Below are 14000 nucleotides of genomic sequence, written 5' to 3'. Positions count from 1 at the left end.
CTTACATATTAAAACTATGAAAAAGAAAATTTATCTAATCGCAATGACCATGCTGCTTACGGTAGCAGCTTTTAACAGCAACGCAGCAACCTTTAACGACGACAAGAAAGCTTTTAAAGAAGCTGCAGCTAACATGACACAAGAGCAGAAAGATGCTCGTGTTGCTGAGATCAAACAACGCGTTGAAGAGATCAAAGCAATGGATAAATCTGGCTTGAACAAAGCTGAGAAAAAAGAATTGAAATCTGAATTGAAAAGCCTTAAACACGAAGCTCAGGCAATGGGTGGCGGCGGCGTTTACCTTTCAGTTGGTGCTATTATCATCATCATCTTGGTATTGATCCTGATTTTATAATCAGCCATCAGTATTTATAAAAAAGGTTGCCTGCGTACCGCAGGCAACCTTTTTTATTTTGTGTACTTGCACTTCTATTTTACCGGAGCTGCCGATGGTAATAATTCGCTTAATACAGGATGATCCAATGTAGATATATCTTTATGGTCTCCGCCCAACTCATCAAACACTATTACTTCATTAATACCTTTCTTCAACCATCCGGCAGGGACGTATATGGTTTGGGTTGGGCCTATTTGCCAATATTTACCCAGGTTATGGCCATTTAAAAATACCACGCCTTTACCAAAGCCGTGCATATCTAAATAGGTATCGCCGGTAGTGCGTAAGGCAAATGTTCCGCGGTAAAGGGCCGGCTGATCAACATCTCCTGCCTGTTGCGGCAAAAACCTAAAGCCTGCTGTTGTTGACAGCGGGAATTGGTACATCTTCCAGCCGAAGAGTTCCTGCCCGTTGATAGTTACTTTCTCTGTAATGCCTTTGTGGTTATCAATCAGATAAGGACCGTAATTTATCCGCCCGTTATTTTCTACCAAAATATCCAATACGCTGTTGGCTGTGGGGCTGTTTAACTGGACCGAATCCTGTTTAAGCCGGCGATCCAAAATACTGATGCGTTTGCCATTCAAATATACCGTAGCATAGTCGCGTAGCTCTTTAATTTTTAACAAGCCGTTTACAGCACTTGGCAAAGTTGTGCGGTAAAGTACATAGCCATACCCTTGGTCAAGGTCTTCAAAGTTCACTGGCTTATCAGCCTCTACCGGCTTTGGTAAGTTGCTGAATATATTTGCAACACCGCTTACTTTAATAGCTTCAAGCGCTATGGTACGCTTCTTTTTTTCGGGCACAGGCGGCAATGTTACACCAGGAGGCAAGTGTTTGCCAATAACCTCTCTAAACTTAAAAAATTTAGCCGTGGGGTTGCCCGACTCGTCTAACGGGGCATCATAATCATAGCTGGCTGTCTGTGGCGAATAAGGCTCGGTTTTGCTCATGTTGGCGCCATTCATAAAATCGCGCGTGGTACCACCATGAAACATATACATATTAATGGATATACCCGCTGCCAATACTGCATCAAGCTTTTTGGCGTCGTTATCAGCATTGCTGCCGCTATGGTGTTTACCCCAGCTATCAAACCAACCTGGGTACCACTCGGCAATGTAGTAAGGTCCCTTGCCATTGTGGTATTTGTTAATGAGTTGCTTAACCTTGCCCGGATCATCCTCGCCGTTAACAGCGGGCAAGTGGCCCGGCAAATAACCGGCAGGCATTTGCGTTGCGCCATCGCAGGTAAACAGCAAACCGTCAAAGCCTGCCTCGCGAAAAATCTTTTGGTTTAAATCAAGGTATTCTTTATCGTTGCTGTAGCTGCCGTACTCGTTTTCTATCTGCACCATTAGGATATTGCCGCCATGCGTTACCTGCAGCGGGGCAAGTTGCTTACCCAGTTGCATCATATAGTTACGGTAGGCGTTTATAAAGGCTGGATCTTTACTGCGCACTTTCATGTTTTTGTCTTTCAGCAACCACCAGGGGTATCCGCCAAACTCCCATTCGGCGCAGGCATAGGGGCTCGGGCGCATAATTACCCATAGGCCTTCCTCTTTTGCTATGCGTACAAATTCGGCAATATCATTGTTACCGCTAAAATCGTACTTGCCCTGTACCGGCTCATGGGCGTTCCAAAAAACGTAAGTGCCAATAGTATTCAATCCCATGGCCTTAGCCATTTTCATACGTTCGCGCCAGTATTCGCGCGGTATACGGGCACAATGCATTTCGCCCGATATCATTTGCAGCGGCTTGCCGTCAAGCAAAAATGTGCTATCGCCAAGTGCGAAGGTATGTTCGGTAGTTTGTGCCGTTACCGTGTTGATCAAACTAAAGAACAGGGAACAGCAAAGTAATAATCGCTTCAGCATTTTTTTTTCTCCGTTAAAACAGGCCCAACTGGCCCTTATCATCCATGTCGATATCATCGGGGTTGGTGATCTCCAAATCTATTTTTTTGGATGGCACAGGTTGGGAAGATGATTGCACCGACTTCAACGCAGCATCAGCGGACTGTGAGAGTTCCTGTGATTTTTCATTTACCGCTGTATCACTAACGGAATTTGACGCTTCAGATTGTGGCTTAGTGCTGGCCAAAGGTGCTTCATCTGTAGTAGCCTTCTCCTCGCCTGTTATGATGATCTCCGTATCCTCTACAGAATCAGGGGCAGGGTCCGGCACATCTTCTTCATCATCATGCTCGGCAATTAACTCAACCGACTTAACTTGATGTACCGACAGGCGATTACCCATAGCCTTCATTCCCTTTATGTCTATAAGGTCGGTAAGATTAATTTCGGCCATTTCCTCAACCAATGCCTTGCCTTTCAGTTGCTCAACCTTTACAACCGGCTGCGCAGCGCCACTTATGATGATTAGCTTCGAGCCAGCCTCCTCACTAATGATGCTGGTTTGTTTACCTATAACCGTATTCTCGAACAAGAAACGCTTAACCATGTAGTTTTTACTCTTACCATCATAATGCACAACGGCAAACACCTTGGCCGGATCATACTTTTCTATCAGTATCATCTTGTCATCAAAGTGGTTGTTCAGGTCAAAACTGGTAAGCTCATATATACCGTTGCTCATTACGGTAAGTACACGATCGTCGCCATCAAACTCGCCAAGATATTTGCCCCGGCTATCGGCATTAAGGCGTTTTAAGATATCATCATACCATATTTTGCGCCCGGCCAGGGTTGATACGCCCTTGCTTTTCAGCACAATTTTTTTGATAGGATATTTTGTAACGATATTACCCATAGAGCCACGGCCCTTGATGGCAATTGTGGCAAAGTCCTCATCAAAATTCAATTTCTTCAGTTTTGAATGAGGCTTTAGCTGCACGTTCACCACCTCGGCCTCGCCATTGGGATTGGCCGTAAAGTAAATCATTTTCGAGCCCTTGGTACCTTTCGTAAGGTCGTACTCCTTGTCACGGGTGATACCTGTAACCGAGAAACGTTTGATGTAGGCAACCCCTGTCTGACCGTCTTTGTAAATCATGTTGTAAACGGTGCGCTCATCGTTTTTCTTGAAGACGGCAACATGTTGAATATCCTTACCTACAAAAACCTTATCCTGAACCTTAGTTACAATAAAGCGCCCATCGTTACGGAACACAATAATATCGTCAATATCAGAGCAGTCTCCAACCAGTTCAACGTTATCATCCTTTTTAAGGCCCGAACCAATAAAGCCGTCAACCTTATTTACATATAGCTTAACGTTGGCCAGCGCAACCTGTGCAGCTTCCACCCTGTCAAAAGTGCGCAGTTCGGTTTTACGTTCGCGGCCCTTGCCGTACTTCTCTTTTAGTTTTTCGAACCAGGCAATAGTGTAATCGGTAAGGTGCTTAAGGTGGTGCTTAACCTGTTTAATTTCCTGCTCCAGATTTTTGATCTGCTCATCCGTTTTCTTCACATCAAAACGGGTAATGCTGCTCATTGGCTTATCAATAAGCCTTTTATAATCCTCGTTGGTTATAGGGCGGTAAAACTGTGCAAAAAACGGCTCGAACAAACGGTTGAGCACAGCTACTACAGTCTCAAAGTCTGAAGAACTTTCATAATCCGGATGCTTATACATCCCCTCCTGGATAAATATTTTTAGAAGGCTGCTGAAGAAAATCTTCTCCATCAGCTCCTTCAACCTTATTTCCAGCTCCTGTTTTAAAAGCGCTTTGGTGAAATGCGTACTCTCGGTAAGCATATCGTTTACGCTCATAAAGCGAGGCTTGTCATCCTGTATTACGCAGGTGTTTGGCGATATAGATACCTCGCAATCGGTAAAAGCATACAAGGCATCAATGGTAACATCAGGAGATATGCCCGGCGCAAGGTGCACTACGATCTCGACACTCTGAGCCGTATTATCCTCAATCTTCTTGATCTTGATCTTGCCCTTATCATTGGCAGATATTACACTATCAATAAGTCCGCCTGTTGTGGTCGAGAATGGTATCTCGGTTATTACAAGCGTCTTTTTATCGCGCTCCATGATTTTGGCACGCACGCGTACCTTGCCGCCGCGCTGGCCCTCATTGTAGTTTGTAGTATCGGCCATGCCGCCCATGGTAAAGTCGGGCACAAGGTTAGGCCTTACGCCCTGTAGTACCCCTATGGATGCATCAATCAGCTCGATAAAATTATGCGGCAAAATCTTGGTTGCCAAACCTACTGCTATACCTTCGGCTCCCTGGGCAAGCAACAGCGGGAACTTTACCGGTAAAGTAATTGGCTCCCGGTTACGCCCGTCATAACTGGCTTGCCAAACGGTAGTATCGGGGTTAAACACCACATCGAGCGCAAACTTTGATAACCTGGCTTCGATGTAACGCGGTGCAGCGGCCGAGTCGCCTGTTACAGGGTCGCCCCAGTTGCCCTGGCAATCTATCAGCAGGTTCTTCTGCCCTATCTGTACCATTGCATCACCAATAGAAGCGTCGCCATGCGGGTGGTACTTCATGGTGTTACCAATAACGTTGGCGGCCTTATTAAAACGCCCGTCGTCCATTTCCTTAAGGGAATGCAATATGCGGCGCTGTACCGGCTTTAAACCATCGTTAATGTGGGGTACGGCACGGTCAAGTATCACGTACGAAGCATAGTCGAGAAACCAGTTTTCATACAGGCCATTAAGAGAAGTTACGTTTTGAAGCTTATTTTCTTCGATATTTTCGGGCAAATCGTTATTACTCAGATCGTCGCTCATTAGTTACTCAAAAAATTACGGATTGGTAAATATAAGCATCCGGGCTTACTTTACCAGTTTAAATGGCTTTGATGTTTTGCATAATTACATTAAGTTGGCATCTAATAAATCTGCAGATCAAAAAATATTTAATGACTGATAAAGAATTTCCGACTTGGTGAACAGAGAGTTTGGATCACCGACCTTGGCCACTACAGAGCAGTACCTTGATATACATCAACCGATTTACGACGGTAACCAAATAAAAATTGAACGAATAGACAGAGAAAAAGTCAACAAAGAGGGGGTTATTATAGCTTATGTTCCAATACAAGGCGAATACTTTGCATTTGCCTTGTACATTAATGTTAGTAGTAATGACATTACGGGGATTATCACAGAGTCTCGTAATTCTGTGTTTCTGAAAGCGACGTCTACAACCTTAACTGCTAAACAAATATTTGAAGATTTAGACATTGTTGGCTACACCACCCACTGGCACTTTGAAGACAACATAAATGATGGAGCTAAGTTAAGTTATGTAGTATTCGAACCCAACCCGGAACCCGATGAATTTGAAGATAAAATTCTTAAACTTTTATTGATTCTTAAAAGCCATCAAGAAAAGTTACTTGGCCTATCTTACGCTGTAACATATTACCTTCATGTTGTCATGGACTTTCATGGAAGGAATCAAATGCTGGGTTCGATCATCCTGAGTGAGCAATGCATCACCTTACTTAATAATTTGAACCTTAAAATTCAATTCGATATTACATCTTGGGGAAACACCTTTAAGTCTTAACTAATTATTCCCTCAGCTTTTTCAACTCCCTTAGCATTGCACCGTAATCCATATGGCGGGCGGTTGCGTTTATGGTTGCAGCAATGCGGTTGGCGCGGGTTTGCTCGGTCTTGGCATCGTTTATCCACTTTATAAAATAGCCCCTGTGAGATTTACTCAGGCTATTAAAAAATGCCAGGGCTTGTGGTTCGTCCCCGAGGCAATCGAGCAGGTCATCGGGAGCTTCGATCTTAAAATCCTTATCATGCGCCAGACTTACACGTAACATAGCGCCTGCCTCTTTCCGCAACGCCTTTCTTATCTGTTGCTTTATTGCTAACAAAAAGTTACCATTACCCATAGGCATAGCCGATAAGCCGCTCACCGCAACTTCATCCAATTTACCTTTTACCCTGAAAGCTTGCTTATTTCCAGGCAGCAAATCTTGAGCTAAATCTGCCGGCAACTCAATGTAACTCCAGCCTTTCTTATCTCCCGGCTCGGAAACCTGTAAAATAATGGTGTTAAAATCAACCATGAGTAAACAAATATACATCAGTTGGGTGCAAATGTTAAAAGATTGTTAAATCGTTCAATTTGAGCCAAAACGGTGTAACGAAGCGATGCGCACCTGCATCTTATAGATATAAATTTATTAAAAACCACAAAATAAAAATACCATGAAAACTATCAAATCAATTGTTTTAGGCCTTGCCCTTTTAGTAGTATGCGGCACATCGGTTAACGCAACTGCCATTATTGATAAAAACGACGGACTTACCAAAACCTACGCCGTTAATACGTACGTAAACGCCATGACGCGCGGTAAACTTGACGGCTTTAACGACGTGCTCGACAAATCGGCCAGGTTTAGTATGCTGCGCGGCAAGCAGGTTTTAAATTTCGATAAAAAAGAAATGATGCAGTATATGCAGAAAGGTAAGAATGTATCTCAGGCTTGCACAACCAGCACCAGTATTGTAGAAAGTAATGACGATGCTGCCGTAATACGTGTTGATATGCAATATGACAACTTTGTACGCAGCAATTATTTAACCATTGCCAATACCGGCAACGGCTGGAAAATTACCAAAGTGTACAGCGTTTTTAAATAGTCCTTCTATATAGTTAAGTTAGTGTTTAAGTGTTGAAAAGGCTCCCCATAAACGGGGAGCCTTTTTTAGTTTACATATGGTTGCAATACGGCCTGCCACCTGTCGTACCCGCGACTGTTAAGGTGCAGCATATCCTTCTCGAATAATCCAGGGTCGGGCTTTGAAGTTACCGGATCAAGAATGGTGGTTGATACATCAATAAAATGCCCGTTTCCCCTGCTTAACAAAAATATTTTTATCAGCCTGTTAGCCGCACGTACTTGGTCGTCATATTTAGCACGACTTGGGCTGGGCTTAACCGACATGAAATAGATTTCGGCCTTGGGCAATTTCTGCTCCAGCATAGCCCATAGTTTTGTAAACTCTTGCGCTACAAATACGCCACTTTTACCGGCAGCTATATCATTTTCACCTGCGTAAATAAATACCTTTTTTGGCTTATAGGGCAGTAGGATATATGACGTATAATAATCTACCAATTGCTCAAGCGTACTACCGCCTACCCCACGCCTGATTATAGGTTTATCGCTAAAGCGCTGTTCAAGATCGGTCCATTTACGAATAGACGAGCTGCCTATAAACAGGATGCCGTTTTTTGGCGGCATGCTAATGCTATCCTGCTTTTTAAAATCGCGGATCTCATTATCAAAAGGGAAACCGGTTTGCGCCTTTGCAGATATAGCGGCTGTACCCAGTATAAATAGTATTATTAGTTTTAGTTTCATGCGGTATGTGTTAAACGCTCTTCAAAAAACATAAACGGCAACATGCTTTGTATATTATTTATTACCCAAACAGGGCCATTTATGCAGTATAACAATACCCTTAGCGACTGGTTTTGCATTTTTTCGCACTCGGCCATTACCTGCAGGCACGAGCCGCATGATGTAATAGGCTTAAGCAACTCAAATTCATCGGTCTGCGCAGTAACCGCCATGCTAATAACGGGATCATTTTTATGATTGGCTCCCCAGTTAAAAATCGCAACACGCTCGGCACAAAGGCCCGATGGGTAAGCAACATTTTCCTGGTTACTGGCATGGAGTATTTTACCGCTTTGCAATTGCAGTGCCACGCCTACCCTAAATTTTGAATAAGGGGAATGTGAGGTAGCCAAAGCTTTTTCGGCTTCAAGGCACAGGTTTTTATCAGCCTGCACTAATTCATCAAATGCGTTGTATTCGGTAAAAGCTATTTTAATTTCGTGTTCTGTCATTTACTTAACTCTCCTGAAAAAGAGGGGGATACAAGATAGCGGAATTATATTTAATTAGCAACAGTAGCCCTAAACAAAAAGGAGACACAATACCTTGCGTCTCCTTTGAAAAAATAATGTATTGGGTTTACACCGCTACCGGCAACTCCTCTTCTGTTAAGTTTTCAGCTATGAGCGGATTCACGGTTTCGTCGTCTTTCTCAACCCGCAGGTTATTTACAATATGTTGCTGACGGGTTGGGGTATTCTTGCCCATGAAGTATTCTAACAGGCCTTTAATATCGGCACCCTTTAATATCACCGGATCAAGGCGGATATCTTTACCAATAAACAATCCAAACTCATCTGGCGATATCTCTCCCAGCCCTTTAAAGCGAGTTATCTCGGGCTTGTTGCCCAGTTTGGCAATGGCGTTGCGGCGTTCTTCATCGCTGTAGCAATAAATAGTTTCCTTTTTGTTGCGCACCCTGAATAGCGGCGTTTGCAAAATAGATACGTGACCGGCTTTCACCAAGTCAGGGAAGAACTGCAAAAAGAAGGTCATCAGCAGCAAACGGATGTGCATCCCATCAACATCAGCATCTGTTGCTATTACTATGTTGTTATAGCGCAGGGCATCAATGCCGTCTTCAATATTTAGGGCGTGCTGCAACAGGTTAAACTCTTCGTTTTCGTAAACCACCTTTTTGGTAAGGCCAAAGCAGTTAAGCGGCTTACCCTTCAGGCTAAACACTGCCTGCGTCATCACATCACGCGATTTTGTGATGGAGCCGCTGGCCGAATCGCCCTCGGTTATAAAAAGCGTGGTATCCTGCCTGCGTTCGTGGTTATCATCAAAATGAAGCTTACAATCGCGCAGCTTGCGGTTGTGTAACGACGCTTTTTTTGCACGATCATTAGCCAATTTTTTAATACCGGCAATGTCTTTTCGTTCCCTTTCAGATTGCAGAATCCTTGCTTTTAACGCGTCAGCAGTTGCCTGATTTTTATGCAGGTAATTATCAAGTTCGCGCTTTACAAAATCGCCAATAAAAGTGCGCACGCTTGGCCCATCCGGACCAACATTTTGCGAACCCAGTTTAGTTTTAGTTTGCGACTCGAAAACTGGCTCTTGCACCTTCACCGCGATAGCAGCTACAATAGACGCGCGGATGTCTGTTGCTTCAAAATCCTTCCCGTAAAACTCCTTAATGGTTTTTACAACAGCTTCGCGAAAGGCTGCCTGGTGCGTACCGCCCTGCGTGGTATGCTGGCCATTAACAAATGAATAATATTCCTCGCCGTATGCTTGACCGTGCGTCATGGCTATTTCGATATCTGTTCCTTTAAGGTGAATGATAGGATAGCGCAAGTTTTCGGTATCGGCATTACGGGAAAGCAGATCATAAAGTCCACGCTCCGAAAAATATTTCTGGTTGTTGAAATTAATGGTAAGGCCCGAGTTCAGGAAAACATAGTTCCATATCATATTTTCCACAAACTCCGGTATAAAACGGTAGTGGCGAAATATCGAATCGTCCGGGTAAAAGTTGATGGCAGTACCGTTACGCTGCGAAGTTTCTTTTTCGGGCTCGTCGCGTACCAGTTTGCCTTTGGCAAACTCGGCTATTTTGGTTCGGCCATCGCGGTAGCTTTGCACGGTAAAGGAAGTAGACAAGGCATTTACCGCCTTGGTACCTACACCATTTAAACCTACCGACTTTTGGAAGGCCTTGCTGTCGTACTTACCACCGGTATTTATCTTGGATACGCAATCAATTACTTTACCTAACGGTATGCCACGGCCATAATCGCGCACAGCAACCTTGTGGTCGCTCATGTTAATGTCGATAGTTCTGCCCGCACCCATCACAAACTCATCAATCGAGTTATCTACAATCTCTTTCAGCAAAACATATACGCCATCGTCATAGGCGGAGCCATCGCCCAATTTACCAATGTACATACCCGGCCTTAAGCGGATGTGTTCTTTCCAGTCGAGCGAGCGGATACTATCGTCGTTATAATTTATATTCTCTGCCATATATCAATCCTGTTTCGCGGGGTTGCGATACGCCCCATTTGCAAAAATAAAGTTCCACATCTAAAATCGTGTTTAAATGTGTCAACTTATTAACATTAAATATTACTCTTTAAACTTTAGGCAAGTACTGGCCTGGGTTACATACTTAAAAAAGTCGGGGCCTTTTTCATTGCTGAAACAAACGGCAAGCACGGTACCAATATGATCTTTTTGCAGGGTCACCAACAATGCATATTTATACCGCTTGGTAACTTTCCTATCCAGCAGGTTTAACAAGTACGATCGGCCGCCATCTGCATTATAGCGCGCGGTAAGATTGGCCGGTATGGTACGGGTAAAAAAGTTAGTTTCGCCTGTAAGGGCGATAGCCGTTGCATTACCAAGACCAAGGTATAGGGAGTCGGGGTTGGCCAGTTCAGCTTTGTCATCATCACGGTTCTTTTCATAGCTTGCCCAGTTCTCTTTTTGCGACCGCACCTGGAACCATATTTCAAATTCCTTACCGGGCAGCTCCATACCATAGTCGAAAGAAAAGTCTTCGTTATTGGGTACAACCGTTTCCCTGAAACCGGCCGGAAAGGTAAAAGTCAGGCTAGCCTGTTCTGCAAGTTCTTTAAAAGCTTTTAGCCGTGCGCCCGGCTGCTGCGGTTTGTTATTTTGTGCAGCAACTTTCATAATTTTTACCCGACCATTGATTTTAGGTGCCTGCTTCTTGTTTTGAGCCCACAGCGTAGCGGCGCAAAACAACAGCACGAGGGTTGTAATTATTTGCTTAAATTGCTTCAAGTAGTTTTTTGGAAATTAGGGCAGATGTAAAACTAATTACCGAATTTAATACTTCGGTTTTACAATTAAAATTTAAATTTAAAAATAAACGTAGCGTATAAATGAGCATACAACCACGGCTAACCCGGTTTGATTTGAGCATGATTGTTATAAGCCTGGTAATTGGCATGGGTATATTTGGCAGCCCCAGCGATGTTGCCGTAAAGGCCGGCAATACCTGGATATTTTTTGGCGCCTGGATATTTGGCGGCGTTGTTACCCTGTGTGGTGCACTTACCTTTGCCGAAATAGGTGCGCGCTACCCTGCCACCGGTGGTTTTTATAAGGTGTTCTCATATTGCTACCACCCGGCATTTGCTTTTATGATCAATTGGGTGCTGGTTATCAGTAATGCTGCATCTGTTGCGGCGGTGGCATTATTGGGTGCCGAATACATCAACCCCATTTTACTGCCGGCCAGCTTTCAAAACGCAACGGGCACCAAGCTCACCACCATAGCAACCGTTTTGGTGCTATATGTTATAAACTTTTTAGGTATAAAGCTTAGCGCACGTGCGCAAAATGTGCTCAGCATTTTTAAGGTGGTTGCTATTTTGATTTTATGCACCGCCATTTTTAAAAGTGACGCTACACCTAAAGCTGCCATAGCTGCCCTGCCTGCAAACTACAACATGGTTACGGCTTTTGGCCTTAGCCTGGTTGCAGTGTTTTTCACCTATGGCGGGTATCAGCAAACTATCAATTTTGGTGGTGACATTATCGATGCCAAGCGCAATATTCCTAAGGCGGTATTTGTAGGTATAGGCACCGTAATTGTATTGTACTTGGCTATTAATTACGCCTACTATGCCGTGTTAGGCTTGGGCGGACTGCAGCAAACCCGTACGCTGGCAGCACATTTGGCAGGGGTTATTTTCGGCGCAACAGGCTACAAAATAACATCTATATTAATGTTTGTATCGGTGCTGGCCTATGTTAATGTAAACATTTTGGCCAACCCGCGCGTGTACTATGCAATGGCCGAAGATGGCATCTTGCCATCCATATTTAAGCGCGTAAACCAGCGCACGCAAGTACAGGAGTTTGGCATGAGCTTTTTTGTAGCCGCGGCATTAGTTATCCTTTTCTTTGTAGGCTCGTTTAGCGAAATGCTTAAATATGTAATGTTTTTTGATACCATTGGCCTATCATTAGCGGCAGTAGCCATTTTTATCCTCCGCAAAAAAACCAGGGATATGGATACCAGTAATATCTACACGATAAAGTTGTTTCCGCTTATCCCCCTGGTATTCATCATAGCTTATTGGTTTGTTACCATTAATATCTTCATCACTTTTAAAGATGATCCTTACGCCGCCCTATGGTGCCTTGCCGCTTACGTGCTTGGCCTGGGTATTTATTACATCGGCGCACGCAACAAAAAGACAGCCTCACCCGATAATTAACTAATGGATATTTCATACATCATAAATGAGCTGGGCGAAGAACGCGGCAGCTATTTTAACGCCGTTGCCCCGCCCATTATTCAAAGCAGTAATTTTACTTTTAATACTGTTGATGATTTCCGGAATGCTCTGGGCGATGAGTTTGAGGCCAACCTTTACTCGCGTGGTAATAACCCCACGCTGAATATTTTGCGCCAAAAATTGGCTGCGCTTGATGGTGCCGAAGATGCATTGGTATTTAGCAGCGGCATTGCGGCCATTACCGTACCCGTGTTAGCCTTACTTAAACAGGGCGATCATATAATATCGGTTGACAATCCATATAGCTGGACGGTTAAGCTTTTCAAAAACTTCCTGGCAAAATTCGGTATTGAAACCACTTTTGTTGACGGCACTAAAACCGAAAATTTTGAGTTTGCCCTACGGCCAAATACCCGGCTCATTTACCTGGAAAGTCCTAACACTTTTAGTTACGATCTGCAGGACTTGCAAGCTGTGGCCGTACTGGCAAAACAACATGGCATCATAACCATGATCGACAACAGCTACTGCACGCCGCTTTTTCAGCAGCCTGCCAAGTTGGGTATCGACCTCGTGGCACAGTCGGCCACCAAATATATTGGCGGGCATTCTGATGTTGTAGCGGGCATTCTTACGGGCAGCAAGGCTTTGATTAAAAAAATCTTCGATCATGAGTTTATGAATACAGGTGCCAGCCTATCGCCGCACTCGGCATGGCTGCTTATAAGGGGCTTGCGCACGCTACCGCTCCGGTTGCAACGCAGTTTTGAAAGTACCGGTAAAGTTATAGCCTGGCTTAAGCAGCAACCGCAGGTAGATAAAGTACTTTGGCCCTTTGATGGCGACTTTAAACAAGCTGATTTGGCCCGCCAGCAAATGACAGGTTGCGGTGGTCTGTTTAGCTTTACGTTGAAAGATTCGACACTACCAAAGATTGAAGCATTTTGCAATAATCTAAAGCATATCCTTATGGCTGTTTCATGGGGCGGCCATGAAAGCCTGGTTATACCAGCTATTGCCGGCATTGCCAAGACTGATTATGACATCGGCAACTTTCGCCACCAATTAATCCGGGTTTATGTCGGGCTGGAGGAACCTGAGTATTTAATAAATGACCTTAAACGAAGCTTAAACCTATCTTTTTAAATTTTTTTAATAAGTATTTTGTTTTTTACCATTTGGTTTATTAAGTTTGTTTTAATGATTAATAGACAATCATTTACAAAAGCATTTTGGTTCTCCCTGCGTAAGGGGTTTAATTTTTATAGTTAATTGGTTGGTAAATCCTCGCTTCGGTGGGGATTTTTTTTGCAGCCAATTATTAAAAACCTGATTCTATTTAACATACATATGGCAAGATTAAATTTATTGGAAGAGACGCGTTATGAGAAGCTGCCGGTAACGGTATATGCCGATCAGCAGACGGCCTCACTGGCAGTAGCGGGGCGCATAGCAGCGCTGATCCGCAGCAAACAGGCACAAGGCAAGCCCGCAGTACTGGGC

Annotated in this window: 12 protein-coding genes and 1 pseudogene; 6 read left to right on the top strand and 7 right to left on the bottom strand. The window is 44.0% G+C overall.

Annotated elements, in window-relative coordinates:
- Positions 1–16: 16 nt before the first annotated feature.
- Positions 17–355: a hypothetical protein gene (locus FPZ43_RS12760; protein WP_146382319.1), complete on the top strand. Its 339-nt coding sequence runs from the start codon at positions 17–19 to the stop codon at positions 353–355.
- A 74-nt stretch (positions 356–429) separates the two neighbouring features.
- On the opposite strand, the gene FPZ43_RS12755 is transcribed toward FPZ43_RS12760, so the two are convergent.
- Both FPZ43_RS12755 and FPZ43_RS12750 read right to left on the bottom strand, forming a co-directional pair.
- A complete protein-coding gene (locus tag FPZ43_RS12755; RefSeq protein WP_146382318.1) occupies positions 430–2283 on the bottom strand; it encodes a glycoside hydrolase family 35 protein in 1854 nt (617 codons plus the stop codon).
- A 13-nt stretch (positions 2284–2296) separates the two neighbouring features.
- A complete protein-coding gene (locus tag FPZ43_RS12750) occupies positions 2297–5128 on the bottom strand; it encodes a DNA gyrase/topoisomerase IV subunit A (RefSeq protein ID WP_146382317.1) in 2832 nt (943 codons plus the stop codon).
- A gap of 184 nt (positions 5129–5312) precedes the next feature.
- On the opposite strand from FPZ43_RS12750, the gene FPZ43_RS12745 reads away from it, so the two are divergent.
- Positions 5313–5912, top strand: coding sequence for a hypothetical protein (locus tag FPZ43_RS12745; RefSeq protein WP_146382316.1), 600 nt, complete (start codon positions 5313–5315; stop codon positions 5910–5912).
- A gap of 4 nt (positions 5913–5916) precedes the next feature.
- Here the strand turns inward: FPZ43_RS12745 and FPZ43_RS12740 are convergent, their stop codons facing one another.
- Entirely contained in the window at positions 5917–6429 is a 513-nt protein-coding gene (locus tag FPZ43_RS12740; RefSeq protein ID WP_146382576.1) for a YdeI/OmpD-associated family protein, read from the bottom strand.
- 142 nt (positions 6430–6571) lie between these two features.
- Between FPZ43_RS12740 and FPZ43_RS12735 the strand changes: the two genes are divergently transcribed.
- Positions 6572–7006: a nuclear transport factor 2 family protein gene (locus FPZ43_RS12735; RefSeq protein WP_146382315.1), complete on the top strand. Its 435-nt coding sequence runs from the start codon at positions 6572–6574 to the stop codon at positions 7004–7006.
- A gap of 65 nt (positions 7007–7071) precedes the next feature.
- Here FPZ43_RS12735 and FPZ43_RS12730 read toward each other — a convergent pair whose 3' ends face one another.
- The 4 genes from FPZ43_RS12730 to FPZ43_RS12715 all read right to left on the bottom strand — a co-directional run bounded on the left by FPZ43_RS12730 (position 7072) and on the right by FPZ43_RS12715 (position 10920).
- Positions 7072–7731 carry a GDSL-type esterase/lipase family protein gene (locus FPZ43_RS12730; RefSeq protein ID WP_146382314.1) on the bottom strand — a complete coding sequence of 220 codons (660 nt, stop codon included), beginning with the start codon at positions 7729–7731 and terminating at the stop codon, positions 7072–7074.
- Positions 7728–8222: a cytidine deaminase family protein gene (locus tag FPZ43_RS12725; RefSeq protein ID WP_146382313.1), complete on the bottom strand. Its 495-nt coding sequence runs from the start codon at positions 8220–8222 to the stop codon at positions 7728–7730. The genes FPZ43_RS12730 and FPZ43_RS12725 overlap by 4 nt, the downstream gene beginning before the upstream one ends.
- Before the next feature lie 127 nt (positions 8223–8349).
- A complete protein-coding gene (locus FPZ43_RS12720) occupies positions 8350–10245 on the bottom strand; it encodes a DNA topoisomerase IV subunit B (RefSeq protein ID WP_146382312.1) in 1896 nt (631 codons plus the stop codon).
- A gap of 102 nt (positions 10246–10347) precedes the next feature.
- A complete protein-coding gene (locus FPZ43_RS12715) occupies positions 10348–10920 on the bottom strand; it encodes a hypothetical protein (protein ID WP_146382311.1) in 573 nt (190 codons plus the stop codon).
- 212 nt (positions 10921–11132) lie between these two features.
- Between FPZ43_RS12715 and FPZ43_RS12710 the strand changes: the two genes are divergently transcribed.
- From FPZ43_RS12710 to FPZ43_RS19555, 3 genes and pseudogenes are all read left to right on the top strand, one after another.
- Entirely contained in the window at positions 11133–12476 is a 1344-nt protein-coding gene (locus FPZ43_RS12710; protein WP_146382310.1) for an APC family permease, read from the top strand.
- Between the two features lie 3 nt (positions 12477–12479).
- Positions 12480–13643, top strand: a complete 1164-nt coding sequence (locus FPZ43_RS12705) for a trans-sulfuration enzyme family protein (protein ID WP_146382309.1) — start codon at positions 12480–12482, stop codon at positions 13641–13643.
- A 204-nt stretch (positions 13644–13847) separates the two neighbouring features.
- Positions 13848–14000, top strand: a pseudogene (locus FPZ43_RS19555) (glucosamine-6-phosphate deaminase); the annotation flags it as partial.

This window comes from Mucilaginibacter pallidiroseus, assembly GCF_007846085.1.
GTDB lineage: Bacteria > Bacteroidota > Bacteroidia > Sphingobacteriales > Sphingobacteriaceae > Mucilaginibacter > Mucilaginibacter pallidiroseus.
The sequence above is the reverse complement of the archived record's forward strand: the minus strand, read 5'-3'. Positions and strand labels throughout refer to the sequence as shown.